This window comes from Microbacterium sp. BWT-B31, from assembly GCF_041379855.1.
In the GTDB taxonomy this organism is placed as follows: Bacteria; Actinomycetota; Actinomycetes; order Actinomycetales; family Microbacteriaceae; genus Microbacterium.
On record NZ_JBFECU010000015.1, the window covers coordinates 53,768 to 78,228 of the forward strand.

The 24,461-nt window shown below is 69.7% G+C and carries 21 protein-coding genes and 1 tRNA gene; 16 read left to right on the forward strand and 6 right to left on the reverse strand.

Annotated features, from left to right (window positions below; translation table 11 throughout):
* Positions 1 to 65 precede the first annotated feature (65 nt).
* From AB1K54_RS14195 to AB1K54_RS14210, 4 genes are all read left to right on the forward strand, one after another.
* Positions 66 to 629: a cysteine hydrolase family protein gene (locus tag AB1K54_RS14195; protein WP_371203416.1), complete on the forward strand. Its 564-nt coding sequence runs from the start codon at positions 66 to 68 to the stop codon at positions 627 to 629.
* A gap of 97 nt (positions 630 to 726) precedes the next feature.
* On the forward strand, positions 727 to 1,482 hold the full coding sequence (locus AB1K54_RS14200; RefSeq protein WP_371203417.1) for a hypothetical protein: 756 nt from the start codon (positions 727 to 729) through the stop codon (positions 1,480 to 1,482).
* 1 nt (position 1,483) lies between these two features.
* Positions 1,484 to 3,106, forward strand: a complete 1,623-nt coding sequence (locus AB1K54_RS14205) for a DNA polymerase Y family protein (RefSeq protein ID WP_371203418.1) — start codon at positions 1,484 to 1,486, stop codon at positions 3,104 to 3,106.
* Between the two features lie 18 nt (positions 3,107 to 3,124).
* Complete coding sequence (locus AB1K54_RS14210; protein ID WP_371203419.1) at positions 3,125 to 6,721, forward strand: error-prone DNA polymerase; 3,597 nt, start codon at positions 3,125 to 3,127, stop codon at positions 6,719 to 6,721.
* Positions 6,722 to 6,761: 40 nt separating this feature from the next.
* Here the strand turns inward: AB1K54_RS14210 and AB1K54_RS14215 are convergent, their stop codons facing one another.
* Positions 6,762 to 8,615, reverse strand: a complete 1,854-nt coding sequence (locus tag AB1K54_RS14215) for an SLC13 family permease (protein ID WP_371203420.1) — start codon at positions 8,613 to 8,615, stop codon at positions 6,762 to 6,764.
* A gap of 88 nt (positions 8,616 to 8,703) precedes the next feature.
* Between AB1K54_RS14215 and AB1K54_RS14220 the strand changes: the two genes are divergently transcribed.
* A complete protein-coding gene (locus AB1K54_RS14220) occupies positions 8,704 to 9,699 on the forward strand; it encodes an NAD(P)-dependent alcohol dehydrogenase (RefSeq protein ID WP_371203421.1) in 996 nt (331 codons plus the stop codon).
* Positions 9,700 to 9,785: 86 nt separating this feature from the next.
* On the opposite strand, the gene AB1K54_RS14225 is transcribed toward AB1K54_RS14220, so the two are convergent.
* From AB1K54_RS14225 to AB1K54_RS14235, 3 genes are read right to left on the reverse strand one after another with little or no spacing between them, the layout of a single operon-like run.
* Positions 9,786 to 10,505, reverse strand: coding sequence for a hypothetical protein (locus AB1K54_RS14225; protein WP_371203422.1), 720 nt, complete (start codon positions 10,503 to 10,505; stop codon positions 9,786 to 9,788).
* On the reverse strand, positions 10,502 to 11,038 hold the full coding sequence (locus AB1K54_RS14230; protein ID WP_371203423.1) for a DUF6114 domain-containing protein: 537 nt from the start codon (positions 11,036 to 11,038) through the stop codon (positions 10,502 to 10,504). Before AB1K54_RS14230 ends, AB1K54_RS14225 begins: the two co-directional genes overlap by 4 nt.
* Positions 11,038 to 11,634 carry a DUF6230 family protein gene (locus AB1K54_RS14235; RefSeq protein WP_371203424.1) on the reverse strand — a complete coding sequence of 199 codons (597 nt, stop codon included), beginning with the start codon at positions 11,632 to 11,634 and terminating at the stop codon, positions 11,038 to 11,040. The genes AB1K54_RS14230 and AB1K54_RS14235 overlap by 1 nt, the downstream gene beginning before the upstream one ends.
* Before the next feature lie 108 nt (positions 11,635 to 11,742).
* On the opposite strand from AB1K54_RS14235, the gene AB1K54_RS14240 reads away from it, so the two are divergent.
* From AB1K54_RS14240 to AB1K54_RS14270, 7 genes are all read left to right on the forward strand, one after another.
* Positions 11,743 to 12,387, forward strand: coding sequence for a TetR/AcrR family transcriptional regulator (locus tag AB1K54_RS14240; protein ID WP_371203425.1), 645 nt, complete (start codon positions 11,743 to 11,745; stop codon positions 12,385 to 12,387).
* Positions 12,378 to 12,449, forward strand: a tRNA-Arg gene (locus AB1K54_RS14245). Before AB1K54_RS14240 ends, AB1K54_RS14245 begins: the two co-directional genes overlap by 10 nt.
* A gap of 241 nt (positions 12,450 to 12,690) precedes the next feature.
* Positions 12,691 to 15,015 (forward strand): McrB family protein, encoded by a 2,325-nt coding sequence (locus tag AB1K54_RS14250; RefSeq protein WP_371203426.1) that lies wholly within the window; start codon positions 12,691 to 12,693, stop codon positions 15,013 to 15,015.
* Positions 15,012 to 16,229 (forward strand): McrC family protein, encoded by a 1,218-nt coding sequence (locus tag AB1K54_RS14255; protein ID WP_371203427.1) that lies wholly within the window; start codon positions 15,012 to 15,014, stop codon positions 16,227 to 16,229. The genes AB1K54_RS14250 and AB1K54_RS14255 overlap by 4 nt, the downstream gene beginning before the upstream one ends.
* Positions 16,226 to 17,005 (forward strand): winged helix-turn-helix domain-containing protein, encoded by a 780-nt coding sequence (locus AB1K54_RS14260; RefSeq protein WP_371203428.1) that lies wholly within the window; start codon positions 16,226 to 16,228, stop codon positions 17,003 to 17,005. The genes AB1K54_RS14255 and AB1K54_RS14260 overlap by 4 nt, the downstream gene beginning before the upstream one ends.
* Before the next feature lie 746 nt (positions 17,006 to 17,751).
* A complete protein-coding gene (locus AB1K54_RS14265; RefSeq protein ID WP_371203429.1) occupies positions 17,752 to 18,393 on the forward strand; it encodes a type IV toxin-antitoxin system AbiEi family antitoxin domain-containing protein in 642 nt (213 codons plus the stop codon).
* Positions 18,386 to 19,156 carry a nucleotidyl transferase AbiEii/AbiGii toxin family protein gene (locus AB1K54_RS14270; RefSeq protein WP_371203430.1) on the forward strand — a complete coding sequence of 257 codons (771 nt, stop codon included), beginning with the start codon at positions 18,386 to 18,388 and terminating at the stop codon, positions 19,154 to 19,156. The genes AB1K54_RS14265 and AB1K54_RS14270 overlap by 8 nt, the downstream gene beginning before the upstream one ends.
* A 177-nt stretch (positions 19,157 to 19,333) precedes the next feature.
* Here the strand turns inward: AB1K54_RS14270 and AB1K54_RS14275 are convergent, their stop codons facing one another.
* Positions 19,334 to 19,537 (reverse strand): cold-shock protein, encoded by a 204-nt coding sequence (locus AB1K54_RS14275; RefSeq protein ID WP_371203437.1) that lies wholly within the window; start codon positions 19,535 to 19,537, stop codon positions 19,334 to 19,336.
* 516 nt (positions 19,538 to 20,053) lie between these two features.
* On the opposite strand from AB1K54_RS14275, the gene AB1K54_RS14280 reads away from it, so the two are divergent.
* The 4 genes from AB1K54_RS14280 (at position 20,054) to AB1K54_RS14295 (ending at position 23,934) form a co-directional block, all read left to right on the forward strand.
* On the forward strand, positions 20,054 to 20,224 hold the full coding sequence (locus tag AB1K54_RS14280; RefSeq protein WP_371203431.1) for a hypothetical protein: 171 nt from the start codon (positions 20,054 to 20,056) through the stop codon (positions 20,222 to 20,224).
* Positions 20,225 to 20,301: 77 nt separating this feature from the next.
* Entirely contained in the window at positions 20,302 to 22,017 is a 1,716-nt protein-coding gene (locus AB1K54_RS14285) for an IlvD/Edd family dehydratase (RefSeq protein WP_371203432.1), read from the forward strand.
* Entirely contained in the window at positions 22,004 to 22,924 is a 921-nt protein-coding gene (locus AB1K54_RS14290; protein WP_371203433.1) for an SMP-30/gluconolactonase/LRE family protein, read from the forward strand. Before AB1K54_RS14285 ends, AB1K54_RS14290 begins: the two co-directional genes overlap by 14 nt.
* Complete coding sequence (locus AB1K54_RS14295; protein WP_371203434.1) at positions 22,921 to 23,934, forward strand: zinc-binding dehydrogenase; 1,014 nt, start codon at positions 22,921 to 22,923, stop codon at positions 23,932 to 23,934. The genes AB1K54_RS14290 and AB1K54_RS14295 overlap by 4 nt, the downstream gene beginning before the upstream one ends.
* 37 nt (positions 23,935 to 23,971) lie before the next feature.
* Here AB1K54_RS14295 and AB1K54_RS14300 read toward each other — a convergent pair.
* Positions 23,972 to 24,461, reverse strand: a 490-nt coding sequence (locus AB1K54_RS14300; protein ID WP_371203435.1) for a transposase, incomplete at its 5' end; no start/stop codon positions are given.

The following is a 24,461-nucleotide window of genomic DNA, read 5'->3' on the forward strand; positions in this document are numbered from 1 at the left end:
GAAATGGCGGGATGAGGGCGGGATGAGGCATCCATCGATCTGCGGCAGGTGATGGGATGGATGCCATGACCCGAGCTCTCATCGTGATCGACATGCAACGCGGCTTCGACGACCTGGACTTCTGGGGTCCGACGACCAATCCGGGGTGCGAGGCGAACGTCGCCGCGCTCGTGGAGCGATGGGCGCGCGCGCAGGAGCCCATCGTCGTCGTGCGGCACGACTCGCGGTCGGAGTCCTCGCCGCTGCATCCGTCGAATCCGGGCAATGCGCTCGTCGAGGCGGTCGCTTCGGCCGCGGCGGACCTGCTGGTGACGAAGAATGTGAACTCCGCGTTCTACGGCGACCCCGACCTGCACGCGTGGCTGGGGGAGCGGGGGATCGGCGAGATCGTGCTGTGCGGCATCCAGACCAATATGTGCGTCGAGACGACCGCTCGCATGGGAGGCAATCTCGGGTACGACGTGACGGTCGCGCTCGACGCCACGCGCACGTTCGACCTGACAAGCGACATCGCGGGCCTGGGCGCGGTCACCCGCACCGCCTCCGAGCTCATGACCACGACCGCCCTCGACCTGCAGGCGGGCGGCTTCGCGCGCATCGCCACGACCTCGGAGCTTCTCGTGGACTGAGCCCCGTCCGGGCGCAGGACCCCTTGCGATGTCGGAAGGGGGAGATAAGTTCGATCGCACACATGAGAGATTAGAACATCTGTTCTATGATCAGAGAATGAGGGCGATCGTGCGAGAACAGGCGATGCCGTCTGCAGATGTGCGGCAGCTGCGGGCGCGCGTCGAGCAGCTGCAGGGGCGGCGGATGGATGCCGCGGTGCTGCCGACGCACCCGGCTCTGGCCGAGCTGCTGCCCGGCGGGGGCCTGCGGGCGGGATCGGTCTATTCGCTCGCTCCATCGGCCTCGCTGCTGCTGGCGCTCCTGGCCCGCCCCTCGCAGGACGGCTCATGGTGCGGTGTCGTGGGCATGCCCGAGCTGGGCGCCGAGGCGGCCGAACACCTGGGCGTCGACCTGTCACGGCTCGTGATGATCCCCGATCCGGGGCCCCGCTGGCTCGCGGTCGCCGCGACGGTCTTCGAAGTCCTCCCCGTCGTCGCGGTGCGTCCGGCCGGCACGGTCCACGCCGCCGAGGCGTCGCGGCTGATGGCGCGGCTGCGCGACCACGGCTCCGTGCTGCTCGTGCAGGGGGTGTGGCCGCAGGCCGAGGCGTCGCTGAGCGTGAGCGACGCGCAGTGGTCGGGAGTGGGCTCAGGGCACGGCTATCTCGCCGATCGCGCGCTGACCGTGACGGTGCACAGCAGGCGGTCGCCGGTGCCGCGGAGTGCGCGGCTGCTGCTGCCCGACTCGGGCGGGCGGCTGGCCGCCGCCCCGAGCGAGCGGATGCCGGTTGCTCGGGTGCCGCTCGGGGCGGCGAGGCTCGGGGCGGAGCCGCTCGAGACGGCGCCTTTGCCCGTGGCGAGGGCGGTGAGCTGACGTGGCCGGGCGGGCCCCCGAACGCAGCCTCGTGCTGTGGTTTCCGGACTGGCCGGTCACCGCGCTGCTGCGCGAGGGCGCGCGCGACGATGCCGGCGAGCCGTACGACCCGGTCGCCCCGATCGCGGTCATGCATGCCAATCAGGTCGTCGCATGCTCCGCCGCTGCCCGTGCCGCCGGAGTGCGGCGCGGGCAGCGGCGGCGCGACGCGCAGGCGCGCTGCCCGCGGCTCGCGATCGTCCCGGCCGATCTCTCGCGCGACCATCGCGCCTTCGCCCCGGTCGTGGCCCGCGTCGAAGAACGCGCGCCGGGCGTGCAGCTCGTGCGCCCCGGGCTGTGCGCGCTGCGGGCACGGGGTCCGTCGCGGTATTACGGGGGAGAGCAGGCGGCGGCTCGCGTGCTGCTCGAAGCCCTCGACGCCCTCGGTCTCGACGAGGTGCGCGCGGGTGTCGCCGACGGTCCGTTCACCGCGCAGCAGGCGGCGCGTGCGGCGCGGCCCGAGCGGGTGCGGGTGGTCCCTGCCGGCGAAGCCGCGGCGTTCCTCGCGCCGCTGTCGGTGGCGACGCTCGACGAGGCGACGGGCCTCGACACGGGGGCGACCGGTGGCGAGCTGGCCGAGCTTCTCGCCCGGCTGGGGGTGCAGACCCTCGGCGACTTCGCGGCGCTCGAGGCGGACCGCGTCCGCGAACGGTTCGGTGAGCGGGGCGTGCGGCTGCACGCACTGGCCGCAGGCGGCGACTCGAGCCCGATCGAGCCGCGGGTGCCTCCGCCCGAGCTGCATCGCGAGGTCGTGTTCGAGCCGCCGCTGGAGATCGCCGAGCAGATCGGCTTCGCGATGCGCGTTCCCGCCGAGGAGTTCATCGCCCGGCTGGGTGCGACTGACCTCGTGTGCACCGAGCTGCGGGTCGAGCTGATCGGCGACCGGGGCGAGCACAGCGAGCGGGTGTGGCTGCATCCGGGGTCGTTCGACGCGTCCGCCGTGGTCGATCGCGTGCGCTGGCAGCTCGCCGAGGACGCCTCGGCGCAGGGTGCCGATCCGGCCGCCGCGGGCGGGGCGCTGCGCAGCGGTGTGGTGCTCGTGCGCATCTCTCCAGAGGCGGTGGATGCGGCATCCCATCACCGGGTCGCCCTCTTCGGCGCCGGGCCCGACGAGCGCGTGCATCACGCGCTGTCCCGCGTGCAGGCGATGCTCGGTCACCGTGGCGTGCTCACCCCGGCAGTGGGCGGGGGCCGCTGGCTCGCCGAGCGGCAGGTGCTCGTGCCGTGGGGCGACCGGGTCGTGCTCGGTGCGGAGCGGTCCCGGCCGTGGCCGGGGAGCCTCCCGCCGCCCTTGCCGACCACGGTGTTCCCCGAGCCGCGCCCGGCGCAGGTGTCCGGTGCGGGCGGTGCGGCCGTCGCGGTCGATGAACGCGGGCTGCTGAGCACCCCGCCCGCGGTGCTCGTCGAGGGCGGCAGGCGGCGCGACGTGCTGTCGTGGGCCGGCCCGTGGCCGGTGATCGAGCGGGGGTGGGATGCCGCGCGCGCGCGGCGCGCGCACCGGTTCCAGCTCGTCGACGCCGAGGGCACGGCGTGGCTCGTCGTGTGCGAGGCGGGGGTCTGGTCGATCGAGGCGAAGTATGACTGAGGAATCCGGGGGCCACTGATGGGCTTCGACAACCCGCCTATCCCGTGGTCTGAGATGGAGCGCCTGCTCAGCGACCGGCGTCGCCCGCGGCAGGTGCCCCCAGGCGCCGACGGCGGCGACAGCCCGGCGTGGTCGCACAAGCGCGGGCCGTACGTCGCTCCACCGATCGAGCGTCCGCTCGACGCGGTGCCCTACGCCGAACTGCACGCGCACTCGTCGTTCTCGTTCCTCGACGGGGCGTCCTCACCCGAAGAGCTGGCCGAAGAGGCCGAGCGGCTGGGCCTCTCGGCGCTGGCGATCACCGACCACGACGGCTTCTACGGCATCGTGAGATTCGCCGAGGCCGCCGAGAGCCTGCAGCTGAAGACCGTGTTCGGCGCCGAGCTGTCGCTCGAACTGCCCGAGCCACAGAAGGGCGCCCCCGATCCCGCAGGCTCCCACCTGCTCGTGCTCGCGCGGGGCGAAGAGGGTTACCACCGTCTCGCGTCGGCCCTCACCCGGGCCCAGCTGCGGGGGGCCGAGAAGGGCCGACCGGTCTACGACCTCGACGAGCTCGCCGCCCAGGCGGGCGGACCGGCGGATTCGCGCGGGGGTGGTTCACACTGGGCGGTGCTGACCGGGTGCCGCAAGGGCGCCGTCCGCCGCGCGCTCGCCGCCGAGGGGCAGACGGGGGCGGCGCGCGAGCTCGATCGCCTGGTCGCGCTGTTCGGGGCGGACGCCGTCAACGTCGAGCTCATCGACCATGGTGGTCCGCTCGACTCGCGTGAGAACGACGTGCTCGCCTCCCTCGCCGACGAGCGGGGCCTGCCGGTGCTCGCGAGCAACAACGTGCACTACGCCGTGCCCGAGCGCGTGCAGCTGGCCGCCGCGGTCGCCGCGGTGCGGGCCAACCGCGGACTCGACGAACTCGACGGGTGGCTTCCCTCTCACGCGGGGGCGCACCTGCGTTCCGGGGCCGAGATGGCCGTGCGCTTCGCGCGGTACCCGGGGGCTGTCGAGCGCACCGTCGCCCTCGCAGACGAACTGGCGTTCCCCCTGCGGCGCGCGCGACCCGCGCTGCCGAAGCAGCAGGTCCCTGACGGGCACACGCCGATGTCGTACCTGCGCAAGCTCGTGTGGGAGGCGGTCCCCGTGCGGTATCCGGATGTGACCGACGCCCAGCGTGCCCGCATCGAGAAGGAGCTCGAAGTCATCGAGATGAAGGACTTCCCCGGCTACTTCCTGATCGTGCACGACATCGTCGCCGAGGCGCGGAGGCGAGGCATCCTGTGTCAGGGTCGCGGCTCAGCCGCGAACAGTGCCGTGTGCTACCTGCTGAACATCACCGCGGTCGATGCGATCGCGTTCAACCTGCCGTTCGAACGGTTCCTGTCGTCGCTGCGCGATGAGGAGCCCGACATCGACGTCGACTTCGACTCCGATCGGCGGGAGGAGATCATCCAGTGGGTGTTCGACAAGTACGGGCGCGAGCGTGCCGCGCAGGTCGCGAACGTCATCCAGTACCGGCCGAAGAACGCCGTGCGCGACATGGCGAAGGCGCTCGGGCATTCGCCGGGTCAGCAGGATGCCTGGTCGAAGCAGGTCGAGCGGTGGGGGGCGGGTCTCGATACGCAGACGGCTTCTGCTCCTCGACCACCGGGTTTGCAGGGTGCCGACCACGACATCCCCGATCGTGTGATCGAGTACGCGACCGAGCTGCTGAAGGCGCCGCGGCACCTGGGCATCCACTCGGGCGGAATGGTGCTCACCGAGCGGCCGGTCGGCGAGGTGGTGCCCATCGAGCACGCCCGCATGGAGAACCGCACGGTCATCCAGTGGGACAAGGACGACGCCGCCTGGATGGGCCTGGTGAAGTTCGATCTGCTGGGCCTGGGGATGCTGGCTGCCCTGCAGTACTGCTTCGACCTGATCCGCGGGACGACCGGCGAGGTGTGGGAGCTCGCGACGATCCCCAAGGAAGAGGCCGCGGTGTACGACATGCTGTGTCGCGCCGACTCGATCGGGGTGTTCCAGGTCGAGTCGCGCGCGCAGATGGGGCTGCTGCCGCGCCTGCAGCCGCGGGAGTACTACGACCTCGTGATCGAGATCGCGCTGATCCGTCCCGGGCCGATCCAGGGCGGGGCGGTGCATCCGTTCGTCCGGCGCAAGCTCGGGTACGAGAAGGCGACCTACCCGCATCCGAAGCTCAAACCCGTGCTCGAGCGCACGCTCGGCATCCCGGTGTTCCAGGAGCAGCTCATGCAGATGGGCATGGCGGTGGGCGGGCTGACGGGTGAGGATGCCGACCTCCTGCGCCGCGCGATGGGCTCCAAGCGCGGCATCGAGCGCATCGACTCGCTGCGCGAGAAGCTCTACGCCGGCATGGCCGAGCACGGGCTCGTGGGGGAGGACGCCGACGCGATCTACGCCCAGATCCAGGCGTTCGCGAACTTCGGCTTCGCCGAGTCGCACTCGCTGTCGTTCGCGCTGCTCGTCTACGCCTCGTCGTGGCTGAAGCTGCACTACCCGGCCGCGTTCCTCGCGGGGCTGCTGCGCGCCCAGCCGATGGGGTTCTACTCGCCGGCGACCCTCGTGGCGGACGCCCGGCGGCACGGGGTCGAGGTGCTCCGGCCCGATCTGCACCTGTCGGGCGTCGAAGCGATGCTCGAGCCCCTGTCGGTCGAAGGGTCGCCGAATGAGGAGATCTCTCGAAATGAGGGCGAAACCGGCACCGGACGTCCTCATTTCGCAGGATCCCCTCGTTTCGACGGCGACGGCGACGGCGGCACGGGCGTGAGTGGGGCGGGCCGGGCTGGCGGGCAGAGACCGCCGACGGGGAGGGATGCCTGCACCCACCGCACTCAGCCGCCGGTCGGTCCCTTCGACCGGGAGGCGCCCGACGAATCGGCCGCGCACCGCCGCGACGGGGCCTTCGCGGTGCGACTGGGGCTCGCCGGCGTGCGCGGGATCGGCGCGGCCGCCGCCGCGCGCATCGTCGCGAGCCGCGAGGCGGACGGGCCGTTCCGCGACCTGCGCGACCTCGCACGGCGCACCGGCTGCACCGCCGCACAGCTGGAGTCGCTGGCTACGGCGGGGACGTTCGAGTGCCTCGGACTCACCCGGCGCGAGGCGATCTGGCTCGCCGGCTCCGCCGCACAGGACCGCGTCGAGTATCTGCCCGACTCGCTCGTCGCGGTGCAGCCGCCGCTGTTCCCCGATCCGTCGAGCTACGAGCGCCTCGCTGCGGACCTGTGGGCGACGGGGGTGTCCACCGACGACCACCCCATGACCCACTACCGCTGCGGCCTCGACGCGCGCGGCGTGATCACCGCGAGCGAGGTGCACACGCACGAGGTGGGGCGGCGCATCGAGGTGGCGGGACTCGTCACGCATCGGCAGCGGCCGGCGACGGCATCCGGGGTCACGTTCCTCAACCTCGAGGACGAGCACGGCCTGGTCAACGTGATCTGCTCGGTCGGGGTCTGGAACCGCTATCGCCGGGTGGTGCGCGATGCGCCCGCGCTCATCGTCCGCGGCATTCTGGAGCGCTCGCCCGAAGGCGTGGTGAACGTGCTCGCCGACGCCGTCGAAGACCTCCGGGTGGGGGTGCAGCATCAGTCGCGTGACTTCCGGTAGCGCACCGCGCCCCCGTTCAAGCTGCGGCTCCGCTGCCGGCTCAGAACGGCAGCAGCACCGGTACGAGCAGCACGCTCACCACCAGCACGATGAGTGTGAAGGGCACGCCGACCTTGGCGAAGTCGCCGAAGGAGTAGCGTCCCGGCTCGAGGACGAGCGTGTTGACCGGCGACGACACCGGCGTCATGAACGCGGACGAGGCCGCCAGAGCGATGATCATCGCGAACGGATACGGCGACAGACCGAGCTGCTGAGCGATGGCGATCGCGATCGGCGCCATCAGCACGGCCGTCGCGGTGTTCGAGACGAACAGCCCGATCACCGCGGTGAGCAGGAACAGTCCCGCCAGGATCACGTACGGGCCGGCCCCGCCGACGGCGGCGAGCAGCCCGTCGACCGCGAGGTCGACGCCGCCGGTGACCTGCAGTGCTTCGGCGAAGGGGAGCATGCCGACGATGAGCAGCAGCGTCGGCCAGTGGATCGCGCGGTACGCGCTGGTCATGTCGATGCAGCGGAACAGTCCCATCAGCAGGCATGCGATGAGGGCCGCGACGACGTTGGGCACCCAGCCGGTGACCATGAGCACGATCATGACCGCGAGGCTCAGCAGGGCGAACGGCGCCTGGTTCGCCGCCGGGGCGACCTCGTCGACCTCGGCCGGCAGGTCGAGCAGCACGAAGTCGTGTCGCGCGTCCTGCAGCCGCTGGATCGCCGTCCACGCGCCGGCCACGAGGATCGTGTCGCCCGCGCGCAGTCGCTCGCCGGGGTACGCCGCGACGTTGCGGCCGGCGTGGCGCATTCCGAGGATCGACAGGCCGTGCGTCGCGCGGAACCGCAGCTCGCGCACCTGCTTGCCGAGCACGTCGGAGTCGGGCGTGACGGTCAGTTCGGCGATGCCGACCTGCCGCGCGTAGCTGTCGAAGAAGTCGCCGCGCAGGTCGATCTCTTCCAGGCCGAGCCGTCCCAGATCGTCGGGCGCGACCTCGGCCTCCACGATCAGGATGTCTCCGCGGGCGATCGGCGTCTGGTCGGCCGTCATCCGCACCGTCGTGCGCCACAGTCGTGTGCGCTCCATCGCGAGGATGCTGTGGGTGTCGGGGTCGCCGAGTTCGGCATCCGCGAGCGTCACGCCCTCGAGCGGCGAGCGGGCCCTCACACGATAGCGGTGGGTGCGCGAATCGACCTCATAGTCCGAGAGGAGCGTGCGGAACGTGCGGCGGCGTCCGCGCCCGCCGTGCGCGCCGCCACCGCCCAGCAGCCGACGGGCGACGAGCATGTACGCGATCCCGAGCACCAGGATCACCAGGCCGAACGGGGTGAAGGTGAAGAAGCCGAACCCGTCGGAGCCGCTGCGGGTCAGCTCGGCATCCACGACCAGGTTCGGGGCGGTGGCGATGAGGGTGAGGGTGCCGCTGATGAGACCCGCGAAGCTGAGCGGCATCATGAGCTGGCGCGGCGACATCCCGGTGCGAGAGGCGACGCTCAGCACGATCGGGATGAAGATCGCCACCACGCCGGTCGAGCTCATCACCGCCCCCAGCATCGCGACCGAGAGCATCAGCAGCACGAGCAGGCGCACCTCGCTCGACCCCGCCGTGCGCGCGAGCCAGTCGCCGATGCGGTAGGTGACGCCGGTGCGCGACAGCCCTTCGCCCACGACGAAGAGCGCGGCGATCAGCACGACGTTCGGGTCTGCGAACCCTGCGAGGGTCTGGTCGATCGTCAGGATGCCCGTGAGCGGGAGCGCCACGATCATCAGCACCGCGACCACGTCCATGCGCGGGCGCCCGATGGCGAACATCGCGATGGCCGCGGCGAGGAGTGCGAGCACGAGTGCCAACTCCCAGGTCATCGTGTCCTCCTCCTTCTTGGGAGCGTAGCGATCGACAGGCACGTCCCGCACGATCGCGGGCCGCCGCACCCGATCGATCGCCTGTTCGCCACCCTGGAGCGCCGCCGTCGCGCCCCGTACCCTGTCGAGGGTGGCAGCCCACAGCGTTCCCCGCACGATGCGCGCGGTCGTCTACGACGCATACGGCGGTCCGGAGCGGCTTCGCGTCGAACGGATGCCGGTGCCTGCGCTGCGCGACGGCGACGTGCTGGTGCGTGTGGTGTCGGTGGGGATCAACCTGAGCGACTGGGAGGGCCTGGTCGGCCGCCCCGCCTACGCGCGGCTGACGGGAGGGCTGCGGCGGCCGCGCCGCAGGATTCTCGGGTCGGACATCGCCGGGACGGTGGTCGCGGTCGGTGCGGGGGTCGACCGGTTCCGGGTCGGCGACGACGTGTACGGCGACATCCTCGAGCGCATGGGCGGGTTCGCCGAGTACGCGGCGGCGCCGCAGGGGTCGCTCGCCCTGAAGCCTGCGGGGCTCGGCTTCGCCGAGGCATCCGCTCTTGCCCAGCCGGGCGCGATCGCGCTGCAGGCGGTCGCTCGCGGCAGACCGGGCGAACGGATGCTGCTGAACGGCGCCGGCGGAGGCTCGGGTTCGTTCGCGGTGCAGCTGGCGGTGGCGGCGGGCATGCACGTGACCGCCGTCGACAACGCCGGCAAGCAGGACTACCTGCGATCGCTCGGTGCGCACGAGGTGCTCGACTACCGCGAGACCGACTTCACGCGCACCGGACCGTACGACCTGATCGTCGACTTCGTCGCGCATCGGTCGGTCTTCGCGTACCGGCGGGCGCTGGCGCGGGGCGGGCGGTTCTTCATGGTCGGCGGCACCGTGCGCACGATCCTTCGGCTGCTGACGGTCGGCACCGTCGTGGGCGCGGTCTCGGGGACGAGGCTGACGCTGCTTCTCGTGCGGGAGGGTCCGGAGCATTTCGCGCCGCTCGCGGAGCGCGTGCTCGCCGGAGACGTGGCGGTGCACCTGGACAGCGCGTTCCCGCTCGAGCGGGTTCCCGAGGCGCTCGCGCGGCATGGTGAGGGAAGGGGGCTCGGGAAGGTGGTCGTGCAGGTTGGCGATCCGGCGCGCTGACGTCGCGGGGGCGGGGGGATCCTGTCGCGGCGTCTGGCGGTGGGACGCGCAGACGCGGCTTGCGCCGCCGCGCGCCGGATCGCGGTCTATGGGGACATCTGCTGATCGGTGTGGGAGTACTCGATCGAGTCGGCGGTCGCGCCGACGAGTCCGAGGGTCACGCGTACGAGCAGCGGTTCGATGCCGTCGCGCGGAGCCGGGGTGTCGGCGCCGAGGGTCAGTGCGCCGCCGCCGGGGGTCGACGCGGTGAGCGAATTGACCCACACGTGCACGTTGCCGCGCAGGGTCATGGTGTCGGCGGTGGTCGCGAGCGACGGACCCGTCTCGTGACGCACCGTCAACGCGAAGCCTTCGATCGTGATGCTGTCGGCGCTGAGCTTGAGCGCCGAAACGCGGCTGCCGTCGGCGAGTGCGACCGTGACCGGCTCGACGCCCTTCAGCCCCGTGAACGACAGCGAGCGCGAACCGAGCTGCGCCGGAGGCTGCGTGAAGAGCGGTGCTTCGGCGTCGAACACGGCGTCTGCCAACGGCGCGGGCACCGTGCCGCCCGTCGCGGCTGAATCCGAGCCCGAGTCCGGGTCGGTCGGGGTGCCGGGGAGGCCGGGGATGGCCGGGATTCCGGGCAGGATCGGGGCCTGCGTCGAGGGCGCTGAAGGGGTGGGGCTCGGCTCGGGGCACGGCAGGATGATCGGGATGCAGAGCCTCGCGGGATGCGGCTGGGGTGCGACCGCGCCGCCGGTGAGGGCGAGCGCGAGGGCGAGGCATCCGGCGATCGTCACCGCTGCCGGCTTCGTCCGCCGCCTCATGGGGCGACCCCGGGATCGCCGTCGTGCAACCCCTCGGCAGATGCGCGGCGACGGACGCGAGTGCGCGGGGTGCGGGCGTCGGTCGGTAGCCAGGCGACAGCCAGGATGCCGCCGACGCAGCCCAGCATCATGCCGACGAAGAAGCCGCCGAGGTTGACGCCGACCAGCGAGTAGACCGCGACCGCGAGGGCGAGCACACCGTAGAAGATGCGGTGCACGGGCATCGCGATGATGAGGACGCCCAGCAGCACGAGCGCGATCGGGATGATCGTGGCCTGCAGACCCTCGATGCCCAGCTGCACGCGGATGTTGCCGAGGTCGAGCTGGCTCGACAGGAACACCTCGATGCCGGCGAGCGCGATCAGCACACCGCCGACGAACGGGCGGTCCGCGCTCCAGCGGCGCAAGCGCCCCGGGGCGGCCGGCTGGTGCGCATCGGTCGCGGATGCGACGGGCGCCGCGGATGCCGCGCGGGCGGCGCGCATCGCATGCTCGGAGGCACGCGCGCCCGAGGCATCCGGAGTCACGGACATCAGAAGCACGTCTTGGACCCGTCGGTGAGCTCGACCGACATGCCGGTGAGGGTGAAGACGGAGGCCTGCGTGCTCCACGCGGTCTGCTGCAGGTTCGCGATCGTGACGGTGTCGGCATCCTGGGCGAAGTCGCCCGCGGTGCCCTTCGCGTCGGTGTTGACGGCGGACGCGTCGACGCCGATGCGGATGTTGCCGAACGAGGAGTCGCCGCGAAGGCCCGTCATACCGATCTGCAGGTCGGACGCCGTCGCGGGGTTTCCGCCGCCGCCCGCCGTGATGAGGATGCCGACCGTGCCGAGCGGAGTCTCGGACACGACGGACTGGCACAGATCGTGGAGCGTCGCCGATGCGATGTTCGCGATCGCGACGGAGTGGCTCACGCCCGCGGTGTCGTCCGCGACGCCGGCGTACTGCGAGAAGCCGGTGCCGTCGAGCTGCGACGCGCTGATCTGGAACTGGCTTCCCGACACCGCGAACGACACGGGCACGGCGCCCTGGGCGACGCCGGCCATGAGCACGCTCGAGACAACCGCGACCGGGACCGCGACGAGCACGATGCGGCCCGCGTGGGACTGGGTGATGCGGCGGAACTTCATCGGACCTCCGGGGAAGGGATCGGCGGCGTCGCCGATCGAAAGGGGGACGACAGTGAGCCTCAGACATTGTTGATGCAGAGTCAATAGACGCAGGATTAGTCTCTTCTCATGTCCCGCGACCATCGCACGCGACTGAATCCCGAGGAACGACGAGCGCAGCTGCTGGCACTCGGCGTCGCGTTCCTGGCGGATCGCTCGCTCGACGAACTGACGGCAGAAAAGCTCGCCACGCGGGCGGGTGTGTCGCGAGGCCTGGTGTTCCACTACTTCAGAACCCTCACGGGCCTGCACCGCGAGATCGTGGCGACCGCCCGCGACGCCCTGCTGATCGCCACCGCACCCCAGCCCGAACTGCCCCCGATCGAGCGCCTGCACGACACACTGCTGCGCTTCGTCGCCTTCGTGCGCGAACACCGCGGCACGTTCTACTCCCTCGTGCGCGGCGTCGCCAGCGGCGACGCGTCGGTGCGCGAGGTCGTCGACCAGGCCCGCGACGCCAACGCCGACCGGCTGCTCGACGTCTTCACCGAGGCCGGCGCACCCGACTCGCGCCTGCTGCGTGTCGCCCTGCGTTCCTGGGTCGGGTTCGCCGAAGAAGCTCTCGTCGAGCTCGCCGTGTCGGGTGACGACCCGGCTGACGAGATCGTCGCGTTCTTGGAGCGAAGCGTGAAGGGCGTGGTGGATGCCGCGGGGGGCGGGGTGACCCGAGGCGGCAGTGCCCGTCGCCTAGACTTATGCGGTCAGCCTCTGTAGCTCAATGGAAGAGCAGCTCCGTCCTAAGGAGAGGGTTGGGGGTTCGAGTCCCTCCAGGGGCACAAGTTGTTTTTGGCTTTGACCAGTAGTTTTTCTGAGGTCAGACCACAAAGAGATACATCATGGACACGTTCCCCGTCGTGAAGCGGAAGGATAAAGCAGAGTTCGGTGAGTACCGAACCAAGCGCCTGGTCCTTGAGAACTACGACCGCATGCAAGAGTGCATCGACAACGGCACCGAGTTCGAGTCGACACTGGACCCGGCGCCAGGCTTCGGCCCGCAGCATCCCGAAAGGACGATAGATGCCAGACCTCGACACGAGTTACGAGCGCGGGGTCGGCGCGAACCCGACCGTCGACGCGGCGGCGTGGAGGATTCTTGGTCCGGGCCTTCGAGGTGAAGCTTCACCGCTGCTGCCATTGCAGGTGACGTGGACTGCAGGGAACGCGCGCGACCTGCATGAGCGCGTGTCGCAGAACAACATCAGCCCGGCGAGCTTCCTCGAGAAGCTCGAGGGCGAACTGAGAACGGCGAGCGATGGCGTGATCGTCCTCGCGGCCGAGTTGATGTATCTGCAGGTGCTACCGCTCTTGAACGTGGGAGCCGGTACGAAGATCGATCGCATCGAGACCGTTCTCGGATGGACAGCGAGTGGAGCACACCTCGACGATGATCTGCGCGCGGGGCTGCAGGCTGAGGGAAACTTCAATGGCGGGGCCGGGTTCAACATCCGCATCTGGCAGCACTTGCCGTGGCTCTGCTCATTCATCGAGCACTGGACGTCGCTGAGCGACGATGCCCACTCCCGTGCGTTGCGGAATCCGTGGGCCTTCCGCGAGGTGGCGCTCTCTACACCTGGGAATGACGAGACTGCACTGCGACTGTCCCTGCAGGAACTGGTGTGGCCGGGGTACTTCGACAACGTTGTGAAGCTCGATCATCGTCGGCGGATTCGAGCCGCCTTCGAACACCATCTCGACTCCTCTGATCCTGACGGCGACGCCGATCTCGACTATGACCTCTGGCGCATCCGCGAACGAATCCAGGAGGCCGGAAAGCCGAGGATTGACTGGTACACCAGTCCCTACCTCGACGCGTGGGGTGGGCTCCACGGCCAGCGGAAGCCCGCGGAAGGGCGGCGAGCGTGGCTGGTGCGGCCCGGTCAAAGCGGTGGACATCTCGTTGACACCTGGCGCGCCGAGTCGTTCGTATCGGTGCCGGCAACGAACCTGCGTGTCGACCTCGATGCCGCAACCGAGGCGTCCATCCGGGACGCTGTCGAGTCGGGGTATACGCACCTCGACTACGCTCAGCGCCTGCAGTTGACGCAGGCGGACCAGGCTTTCATCTTGCGGATGGCCCCGGAGGACTTCGTGCTCGCGCTCTCGGGTGAGAGTGCGTCCCTCGGTGTCGTGTCTGGCAACCCCTCCTGGAGCGAGATCGACGGCTCGCGTCTGCGCCGAGCGGTCGACTGGCATCCGGGGAGTCTGGCCAAGTCAGAACTGCCTGAACCGCTGCCGGGCATGCTCGACAAGCAGGGCGATGTTGTCGACCTCACGAGCGCACTCGATGTGTTGACCACGCTGGCGGCTCGCCTTACGGGCACCGACGACGATCATGATGATGACAACAACCCGCGGACGGTCGGTCCCCCCATCAGTGTGGGCGTCAGCATCCCGCCTGTGACAGACGATCTCGTCACGAAGCTGCACATCCCTCGCGAGACGCTTCAGGAGTATCTGGATGTGCTGGCCGACCGCCAGCAGATCGTCTTCTACGGGCCTCCCGGTACGGGCAAGACGTTCATCGCCGAGGCTCTCGGTGCGCACATCGTCGGGAGCGACACCAATGACCGGCGGACTGTTCAGTTCCACCCGTCCTACGCGTACGAGGACTTCTTCGAGGGGCTGCGGCCTACCGTCGAGAACGGCAAGGTCCTGTACACGCTGGTACCCGGTCCGCTGCGCAACCTCGTCGCCAAGGCGACGACGCCGGGCAACGAGTCCAAGGCATACGTGCTCGTCATCGATGAGATGAACCGCGCCAACCTCGCAAAGGTCTTCGGTGAGCTGTACTACTTGCTCGAGTACCGAGATCAGTCGATCAGCCTGCAGTACAGCCCCGAGACCGACTTCCGCCTGCCGAAGAACCTCTTCATCATCGGCACGATGAACACACTCGACCGGTCGATCTCGATGGTGGATGCCGCCATTCGCCGGCGGTTTCCCTTCGTTGAGCTGCATCCAGCCGTCGAACCGGTCTCGGGTGTGCTCGACGCCTATCTGAAGGCACAGGGATCGGACGATATGCGTGCGCGGCTGCTGGACGCGCTGAACGAGGGGATCGACGAGCGCGATCTGCAGATCGGTCCCTCCTACCTCATGAAGAGCTCGGCGCGCGATCCCGTCGGACTGGAACGCATCTGGAAGTACGACATCCTGCCGTTGCTCGACGACCACTTTTACGGTGTGCAGACGCCGGAGCAGGTGCGAGCACAGTTTGGTCTCACAGCACTGCTCGCGAAGGTCGAGCGAGCGGGAACTGGCGTGGGCCCCGTAGATGTTGTGACGGACAGTATTGTGACCATCGAGGCGCCCCTCCCGAGCGAGGATTCTGACGAGCTGTGACCGACCTGCGCCGCCTCACGCTGACGGAGACGTTTGAACCACGTGTGGTTCGGATGACTCCGGTGCAGGCGCGCGCGCTCGAGGCAAGCCGTCTGGTGTCGGTGGTTCTCACGGATGGCTGCGCGGCCGTCATCGCGCCGAGTGGTCGGGTTGGAGGTGTGCGGGTCGGCGACCTTCAGGTCGAAGTCTGGCCCAAGGAGAAAGTCAAGCTCGCACACCTGCTCTTCATGCTCGGCTACGCAGCCGACCCAGGCTTTCGGCCTGAAGCCATCGACGCCGAGGCATACGACGAACTCTGGCCGGCGCTCGCGGAGTCGCTCGCGCGCTTGGTTCAACGGGCGCTCCTCGGAGGGGTGCTGCAGGGGTATCGCACGATCGAGGAGTCCTCGAACGTCGTACGCGGGCGGATCCGCATTGCCGACCAGCTGCGCAGACATCCCGGTCGCATCTATCCGACCGAGATCGCGTATGACGAGTACCTCACCGACATCGCCGAGAATCAGATCCTGCGCACCGCACTGCGCCGAATGCGCTCCGTTCCGCGATTGCGGCGTGACGTCGTTGCGCGTCTCACGCATCTCGACAATCGACTGGACGGTGTCGCGGTCCTCAGGCGCGGCGCAACGACGCCGGCGTGGCGGGCCACGCGACTTAACGCGCGCTATGTTCCTGCGCTCCGGCTCGCCGAGCTGATTCTTCGGAACACTGCTGCCCAAGCGGGCGATGATGGAGTGGAGATCGCAGCCTTCGTCGTCGTGATGTGGAAGGTGTTCGAGGACTTCGTGACTGTCGCGCTCAAAGAGGCGATCGCGCACCAGGGACGTCGCTCGGTGGCGCAGCAGCGGTGGTGGCTGGACGCCGAACGATTGGACCTCACACCTCGCGTGCCCATCGCCATCGACTTGCTCGAGTACGACGGCGTGGCCCCGCACATGGTCTACGACGCCAAGTACAAAGCGTCGGGCCGGGAGGGGCGGTACCCGAACGCAGACCTCTACCAGATGCTCGCCTACTGCACCACTATCGGGCTCGACCGTGCGCTTCTCGTGTACGCGCAGGGCGGTTCGCCTGTCGATCGGCGGGTCGAGAACTCCGCCGTGACGATCCGGGAGTGGCCCCTCGACCTGTCGCTCACGCCGGAGCAGATGCTTGCGTCGATTCACGAGGCCGTGGCAACAGCATCCGCACCGCTCACAAGGAGAGTCGTGTCATGACAGTCCCGAATGATCGGGAGATCAAGAAGCATCTGCTCGCCTTCTTGCTCTCGCGGCCCGGCAATCGTGCCCACGCAAAGGAGTGCTACGCGGCCCTTGCGAACCACTTTCCAGACCTCACGGACAGAGAGCTGACCGAGCGATACCAAACGAGCGTGAGCAAGTTCGCGAATGCAGTCCAGTTTTCTCGCCTTCATCTCGTGAACGACGGCCTCATCTATCGTGCCGGCGAAGGCCCGCACCCGAGCAAGGGCGTGTGGATTCTGACGCCAGCAGGCGAGCGAGCCGCTCAGGCTGCCACGCCAGAGAGTCCCAGCGTCTCTTCCGCGGAACGCTCAGCGAATCGCGAAGGGGTGCTACTCGGGTGGAATCGCGCGCTCTGGGATGGGTGGGATGAGACCTACGAGGGCGCGGTCAACATGGTAATCAGTGGCGCCCAGTACCGCACGCGCTGGTCGGTGGGAAAACGCCGTGACGTGCAGCCCGGCACTGATGCGTGGCTCCTCCGCCAGGGCGGACCGTATGGATTGCTGGGTCACGGCACCGTGCTCTCGGAACCATTCGACGACGCGCACTTCGCGCGGCCTGGTGAGACGTCGAGATACGTGGAGGTCGCATTCGATGTCCTCCTCGAAGAGGCCGACATTCTGGATCGCGACCAGCTTGACCTTGCGATTCCGGAGATCGCATGGCGACACCAGTTCCAGTCGGGCAACCGCGTCCCTCCGGATGTAAACGAGCGGCTGCTCCGGCTATGGCACGAATACACGACCTGACATGCACACACAACCGAGGAGTCCGCTCGGTGCCTGAAGTCTCACTCTCGAAGACGGACGATCACAAGCTGGACAAGAGCGTCCAAGCCAAGGTGCTGACGTTCCTCGTGAAGCTGCGTGAGGACGACTCGGCGTACGGGCTTCGGATCAAGAAGCCGAACAGCAGACGGACCCAGGTGCTCGGACCGGACGCGTTGACGGCTCGTGGCGGGCACTACTCTTCTGCATCGACTCCGCGGGAGAGCGCACCTACGTTTACACCAGCACATACGAGCACGACGAGGTGATCGAGCGTGCTCGCGCACGAGTACTGCGCACGAACCGCCAGCGCCTTGCGGACCTCGGCGCTCTCGTCCTTCGCAAGGGACCTCCGAAGCGCATTTGGGACATTCGTCGCTCGCGCTCGGCATGGGGGAGCAGCGTATGAGCTATCCGACGTTGAAGCTCGTCTCAGACATGCTCTGGATCAGCCAGAGCACCGCGACCCGCCTCATGAGTCGAGCGCGCGATGAGGTCTCGCGCCGGAAGCGCGCATCCAGGAGCCTCGACGAGCGCCCGCGGTCGACCCGTACTTCGACCCCAGCCGCTCACACACCTTCCCCGCGCATCCGGGTGGTCCCTCCATCGGCCTGTGAGCCGGCGGGCGTGGTCGGGGCGGAGGTCGATGACGAGATCGGGTCGGGTCGGGCGTTTTAGGAAAGCGCCACCATACGCTGGGTGTATGTTGGTGCGGGGCGAGGGGTGTCATGGCTGATCTCGATGTGCTCAGGTTCGTGGAACGTGCGCCGATGCGGGCCGTGCGTTGGGAAGATCTCGCCGCCGAAGTGGCCAATCCCGCACGCACCCTTGCCCGTCTCGCCAGCCGCGGCGCGCTCACACGCATCGCGCGCGGTGTCTACATCGCGCCGCCCGGTGGTGCGGACGGGCGCACCTGGAAGCCGCCGCTCGAGACCGCCGCGCTGGCGCTTGGCACGGCCCGGTTCGGCGAGCGCCGTGTCATCCTGACCGGCGTGGGAGCGGCACGCTTCTGGCATGCGATCCCGCGCGCGATCGCCGAGACGACACTCGCCGTTCCCGTGCCCGGTCGGCACCCCGTGCGCTTGGACACGGGCGGAGTCGTTCGACTCGCGCACCGCGATCTCGATCGCATAGACGCGACCCTTGAGCGCACGGAGCTCGGCGAAGCGCTCGTCGCGACGCCGGCGCAGACGCTCTACGACCTGCTCGGAAGCGCCGACCGTGGTGTTCTCGCAGGTGACGTCGCTGAGGCGATCGCGACTCTGCGAGCTCGCGTTGCGAAGAAGGATGTCGCGCGAATCGCGGGCCGGGCTGAAAGGGTTCCCGCAGCCGTGACCCGAATGCTGGGCGAGTGGGGAGACGATGGCTGAGCCGGTGCGCGGCATCCTCTCGCCACACGACCTCGACGCCGTCCGGCACCGCTTCGGCGTCGACGACGAGCAAGTGCGACGCGATCACGTCATTTCTCACGCACTCGCTGCACTCTCGACGATTGACAGCGACTCGGTGGTGTTCATCGGAGGGACTGCGCTCTCGCGCACGCACCTCACCGAGCTGCGGCTCTCCGAGGACATCGACCTGATCGGCCGCGGCTCGCGTACCGAAGTCGCACGCGAGATTCAAGACGCATTGGTGACCTCCCTCGGGCGTGCAGTCGGCGTGCCCCGGTTCGAGCCGGATCTCGCTGTCACGCGGCATCCGGCTTCGTCCGTCATGAGCGTCCGCGGCGCGCGCGTGAAGATCCAGCTGCTGAACGGATCGGAATATCCCCAGTGGCCGACCGAGGTCCGCGACCTCGAGCAGCGGTACGCCGACGCGCCGCCCGCTCGTATGCGCGTGCTCACCGCCCCGGCCTTCGCCGCAGCCAAGCTCGCAGCGTGGCACGACCGCGCCGCCCCGCGCGATCTGTACGACCTGTGGGCATTGGCCGAGCAGGGGATCATCGACGCCGAAGCTGCCGCGCTCTTCGGTCGCTTCGGTCCATTGACGGATGCCGCGCGGGTCACGTTCTCTCGGCGTCCCAGCGATGCCGAGTGGGTGGCCGCCCTCAGCCATCAAGGAGTCCTGCGCGTCGGTCCGGTTGAAGCCGCCGACGTGGTGCGGCGAGCATGGGTGGTGGCCGCCGCGTCCTGATGGTGGGCCAGACGCTCTTCGGAGCGTTCGCGGACGCCGCGCCGGACGAATGTCAGCTGCGAGGGCGCGGCGTCAGCTCCCAGTGCTGTCGCCGCGTGTTCCAGCCCGCGCACACAACTGCGCCCGACCCGACGGATGCCGGGACGGGCGCGGATGCACGTGTCAGTGACGACGCAGTCAGAGCGGGCGGATGTTCGCCGCCTGCATTCCCTTGGGTCCGCGCTCGGCGTCGAACTCCACTTTCTGGTCTTCGCGGAGCTCCTTGAAGCCCTCGCCGGTGATCGCGCTGAAGTGCGCGAAGAGATCGGCGGTGCCGTCATCGGGTGCGATGAAGCCGTAGCCCTTCTCTGCGTTGAACCATTTCACGGTGCCAGTGGCCATCGTGTCTTTCCTTCTGTTCTTCGGGCCGCCGGAGCGACCGGGGATGCCGCGCCGGCGAATGCGGCGCGGACGATGAGGGCGTGTCGCGGTCCTGGGGGAGGAGGGCGACACGAAGGATGCCGCGACCGCGGCGCGGGCGAGGTCGGGCGTGGCGTGCAGCCCGAGGTCCTCTCCGCGAGCGCCGTGGGCGCGGATGCCGAGGGGTGTGCGGTCGATGAAGCCGGCGTACTCGTCGCCGAAGGTGGCCACCGACACGTCGAGGTCGGCGCGGAGCCAGGCGAGCATCGTGCCCGGCGAGGGGATGATCATGGGGTTTTCGACTTTCGCGCGGAACGACTCACGCGCATGCGGCTCGCGGATACAGCGGCTGGAGGATGGGTGTCGGGTTAGCGCTCCACGATGAGGCAGAGAATCGACACGGGTCCCGGAATGGGAGCGCCTCAGCTTACCACGTGCCGGCCGCACTCCGCCTCACGGGGGAGGCGGAGTGCCTTCCCATGCCGCATGATCGGGCGTATGAGCGACTCCATCTTCACGCCGGGGACCGACGTGTTCACTCCTCGCGGACGCGGCGAAGTCATCGACGTGCGGGCGACTCCGTCCGGCAAGTTCGTCTTCGGGGTCGAGGATGCCGACGGTGAGGTCGCCTACTTCACCGAGAAGGCGGTCCGGCTCGCGCAGAGCTGAGCCGCCCACCGCGCCTCCCGCGCTCCGACCTGCGCCGCACGATGCCCGTGCGCCGCGCCTCACTAGAGTGGGAACCCATGAGTGAGCAGCGCAGCTCGCAGTGGTATGCGGGCGACGATCGGAACGCGTACATCCATCGGGCGTGGATGCGCCGCGGCGTTCCCGCCAGCGCGTTCGAGGGCCGTTCGCAGATCGCGATCGCGAACACCGCGTCTGATCTCACTCCGTGCAATGCGCACCTGACCGAGGTGGCGCAGTCGGTGAAGAACGGCATCTACGAGGCCGGCGGCATTCCGCTGGAGCTTCCGGTGGTCTCGCTCGGCGAGACTCAGGTGCGTCCGACGGCGATGCTGTGGCGCAACCTGGCCGCGATGGCGACCGAAGAGATGCTGCGCGCCAACCCGATCGACGGGGTGGTGCTGCTGGGCGGGTGCGACAAGACGATCCCGTCGCTGCTGATGGCCGCGGCATCCGTCGATCTTCCTGCCGTGGTCGTGCCAGGCGGGCCGATGCTCACCGGCCATTTTCGGGGCGAGGCGCTCGGGTGCGGCACCGACGTGTGGCGGCTGAGCGAAGAGGTGCGCGCCGGCACACTGAGCGAGGAGCAGTTCCGGGGGAGCGAGTCGTCGATGATCCGCTCGAAGGGGCACTGCAACACGATGGGCACGGCGTCCACGATGGCTCTCGTCGCCGAAGCGCTCGGAGTCGTGGTGCCCGGTGTCGCCGGAACCCCGGCACCGGATGCGCGCCTGCTCGAGGCGGCGCACGAGACCGGCCGGCTCGCGGTGCAGCTGGTCTCTGACGACCGCCGGCCGTCGACGTTCCTCACGAGGGCGAGCTTCCACAACGCGATCGTCGCGCTCGCCGCGATCGGCGGGTCCACGAACGCCGTCGTGCACCTGCTCGCCATCGCGGGGCGCCTGGGCATCGACCTCACGATCGACGACTTCGACCGCATCGGCGCGCAGGTGCCGCTGCTGGTGAACCTGCAGCCCGCGGGCCGATACCTCATGGACGACCTCTACCGGGCGGGCGGGTTCCTCGCGGTGATGCGCGAGGTGCGCGACCTGCTCGACCCGTCCGCGCTCTCGATCACCGGGCGTCCGTTCGTCGACCACCTCGACGACGCGCGGATCTGGGATCCCGACGTGATCACCCCGCGCGGCAACCCGCTTCAAGAAGCCGCGGGCATCTCGGTGCTGCGCGGGTCGCTCGCGCCCGGCGGTGCGCTGATCAAGCCGGCCGCGGCATCCGCTCATCTTCTGAAGCACCGGGGCCGGGCGGTGGTGTTCGACTCGATCGAGGACTTCCACGCGCGCATCGACGACCCCGACCTCGACATCGACGAGTCGAGCGTCATGGTGCTGCGCGGATGCGGGCCGCAGGGGTATCCGGGCATGCCGGAGGTGGCGAACATGCCGCTGCCGCCGAAGCTGCTCGCGCAGGGCGTGCGCGACATGGTGCGCATCTGCGACGGCCGCATGTCGGGCACCGCGTACGGAACGGTCGTTCTGCACGTCACGCCCGAGGCAGCGGCGGGCGGCCCGCTCGCCCTCGTGCAGACTGGCGACTGGGTCAGCCTCGACGTGCGCGCGGGGCGACTCGATCTCGACGTGCCCGCCGAAGAGCTGGCGCAGCGGATGCCGAACCAGGCCACCCTCGACGCCTACGCGAAACCCCGGCGCGGGTGGGAGCGCCTCTACGTCGACCACGTGCTGCAGGCCGATCGGGGTGCTGACCTGGACTTCCTCGTCGGGTCGTCGGGGTCGGAGGTGTCGCGTGAGTCGCATTGACGCGTCCGTGCCCGCCCTCGGCACCGCGACCGTCGCGACCGACGTCTCGCACTTCCTCGGCGAAGGCCCCACGTGGGATCCGATCCGCGGACGCCTGCTGTGGGTCGACATCATGGACGGTCTCGTCTACGACGGGCGGTTGACGGATGCCGCGACCGTCGAGATCGACGAGCGCATCGAGTTTCCCGACACGGCCGGCGCGGTCGCGGTGTCGGCGGCGGGGGAGTGGGTCGTCGCGGGGACGCACCGCCTGTACTTCCGCGACACCCGGGGTCGCATCGAGGCGGGCGAGCAGCTCGTCGATGGCGACGAGCGTCGCTTCAACGACGGCAAGCCCGACCCGGCCGGGCGATTCCTGGTCGGCACGAAGGGCCCGGGTCCCGAGGAGCTGCTTCGCGTCGACCTCGACGGCACCGCGACCGTGCTCGACGACGACCTCACGTTGTCGAACGGCCTCGCGTGGACGCGGGATGGGCGCACGCTGTACTCGATCGACACGATGACGCGTCGCATCCACGTCCGCGACTACGACCCCGTGACCGGCGCGACCGGCGCGCGGCGGGTGTTCCTCGAACTGGCCGAGGGACACCCCGACGGCATGACCACCGACGGCGAAGACCACCTGTGGGTTGCGGTCTGGGGCGGCGGATGCGTCGTGCGCATCTCGCCCGCGGGTGAGGTCGTCGGACGGGTCGACGTGCCCGCCCCGCACACGTCGTGCCCCGTGTTCGCGGGACCCGACCTCGACACCCTCGTCATCACGACGGCGATCGAGGGGCTCAGCGAGGAGCAGCGGGCGGAGCATCCTCTCTCGGGCCGTCTGTTCACGGTGAGGACCGGCCACCGCGGCAATGCGCCGTACCTGTGGGCCGGTCGCCCGCGGATACGCGCGCGCGGAGCCCGATGAAGGCGCTCGTCATCACGGGGCCCGGCTGCGCAGAGGTGCAGGACGTGGCCGAGCCGCAGGCGGTGCCGGGCGAGGTGGTGGTCGACGTGCACCGGGCCGGCATCTGCGGCACCGACGTCGAGTTCTTCACGGGCGAGATGGCATACCTCCACAGCCGGCATGCCGCGTACCCGATGCGCATCGGCCACGAGTGGATGGGTGTGGTGTCCGAGGTCGGTGCCGATGTCGGCCAGGAGTGGCTGGGTGCGCGGGTCACCGGCGACACGATGCTCGGCTGCGGCGAGTGCCGCCGCTGCCTGGGCGGGCGGCAGCACGTGTGCGAGTTGCGCGCCGAGCTCGGCATCCGCGGCGGCCGTCCCGGTGCCCTCGCCGAGCAGGTCGCTGTGCCTGCGGCCGCGCTGCGACGACTGCCCGACACGGTCGACGACGCCATGGGCGCGCTGGTCGAGCCCGGCGGCAACGCGTTCCGCGCGGTGCAGGCCGCCAGGCTCGAGCCGGGGGACCGCTGCCTCGTGCTGGGCCCGGGCACGATCGGCCTGCTGTGCGGACTGTTCGCGCAGGCGGCCGGCGCCGAGGTGCATCTGCTGGGGCGCAGCGTCCGGTCGCTGGGCTTCGCACGCACGCTCGGGTTCGCACACGTGTGGGCCGAGGACGCGCTGCCCGATCTGCCGTGGGACGCCGTGATCGAGGCATCCAACGCCCCGCATCTGCCCGCGAAGGCGCTCGAACTCGTCGAGCCCGGCAGGCGCGTCGTCTACATCGGGATTGCGGGCACGCCGAGCCCGATCGACACGCGCGACCTCGTGCTGAACGACGTCACGGCCGTCGGCGTGCTCAGCGCCTCGCCGGGCCTCGACGGCACGATCGCCGCCTACGCGTCGGGCGCCGTCGACCCGCGACCGCTCGTCGCCGCGACCGTCGCGCTCGAAGACCTCCCCGCGATCCTCGCCGGCGACAGGCCGGCGGGTGCGGGGCTCGGGCCCAAGTTCCACGTGTCGCTGGAGCGCTGACGGGCGCTTTCGTGGCTCTTCGGACATCTGGTGGGGGTCATGGGGTGAGGCCGCCGGCGGCGAGGAGCATGCGGAGGCGGTAGTTGTGCCGGTTGCGGTAGCCGCGGGCGAGGCGGCGGTGCAGCTCGATGATCCCGTTGACCGCCTCGGTGCCGCCGTTGTTCGCGCGGCTGGTGGTGAAGTACGCCAGGAACGCTGACCGCCAGCGGCGCAGCGTCCGGCCGAGGCGGGCGATCTCGGGGATCGGGCAGGTGTGGAACGTGTCGACGATCTTCTGGGCGATCCGTCGCCCCTCGGTGAGATCCTTCTGGTGGTAGGCGGAGCGCAGCTGCTGGGCGCACTGCCACGCGACGAACACCTCATCGTGCGCGGGGTCGGCCTCGATCGCCGCGGTCAGCCTCACACGCTGCTTGTCGGTGAGGTTCTCCGCTCCGGCGCGGAGGATGGTCTGGATCCCGTAGAGCGGGTCCCCCTTCCGTCCGCGATGCTCGAGGGTGTCCTGCTGAACGCGGCGGCGGACCTCGTCC

Bases quoted from the DNA above. Each gene is read 5' to 3' on its own strand.
- AB1K54_RS14270 (WP_371203430.1), top strand. From the start codon at position 18,386: ATGGCTGAGCCGGTGCGCGGCATCCTCTCGCCACACGACCTCGACGCC.
- AB1K54_RS14265 (WP_371203429.1), top strand. From the start codon at position 17,752: ATGGCTGATCTCGATGTGCTCAGGTTCGTGGAACGTGCGCCGATGCGG.
- AB1K54_RS14210 (WP_371203419.1), top strand. From the start codon at position 3,125: ATGGGCTTCGACAACCCGCCTATCCCGTGGTCTGAGATGGAGCGCCTG.
- AB1K54_RS14235 (WP_371203424.1), bottom strand. From the start codon at position 11,634: ATGAAGTTCCGCCGCATCACCCAGTCCCACGCGGGCCGCATCGTGCTC.
- AB1K54_RS14295 (WP_371203434.1), top strand. From the start codon at position 22,921: ATGAAGGCGCTCGTCATCACGGGGCCCGGCTGCGCAGAGGTGCAGGAC.
- AB1K54_RS14260 (WP_371203428.1), top strand. From the start codon at position 16,226: ATGACAGTCCCGAATGATCGGGAGATCAAGAAGCATCTGCTCGCCTTC.
- AB1K54_RS14195 (WP_371203416.1), top strand. From the start codon at position 66: ATGACCCGAGCTCTCATCGTGATCGACATGCAACGCGGCTTCGACGAC.
- AB1K54_RS14200 (WP_371203417.1), top strand. From the start codon at position 727: ATGAGGGCGATCGTGCGAGAACAGGCGATGCCGTCTGCAGATGTGCGG.
- AB1K54_RS14250 (WP_371203426.1), top strand. From the start codon at position 12,691: ATGCCAGACCTCGACACGAGTTACGAGCGCGGGGTCGGCGCGAACCCG.
- AB1K54_RS14230 (WP_371203423.1), bottom strand. From the start codon at position 11,038: ATGTCCGTGACTCCGGATGCCTCGGGCGCGCGTGCCTCCGAGCATGCG.
- AB1K54_RS14285 (WP_371203432.1), top strand. From the start codon at position 20,302: ATGAGTGAGCAGCGCAGCTCGCAGTGGTATGCGGGCGACGATCGGAAC.
- AB1K54_RS14225 (WP_371203422.1), bottom strand. From the start codon at position 10,505: ATGAGGCGGCGGACGAAGCCGGCAGCGGTGACGATCGCCGGATGCCTC.
- AB1K54_RS14280 (WP_371203431.1), top strand. From the start codon at position 20,054: ATGAGCGACTCCATCTTCACGCCGGGGACCGACGTGTTCACTCCTCGC.
- AB1K54_RS14240 (WP_371203425.1), top strand. From the start codon at position 11,743: ATGTCCCGCGACCATCGCACGCGACTGAATCCCGAGGAACGACGAGCG.
- AB1K54_RS14275 (WP_371203437.1), bottom strand. From the start codon at position 19,537: ATGGCCACTGGCACCGTGAAATGGTTCAACGCAGAGAAGGGCTACGGC.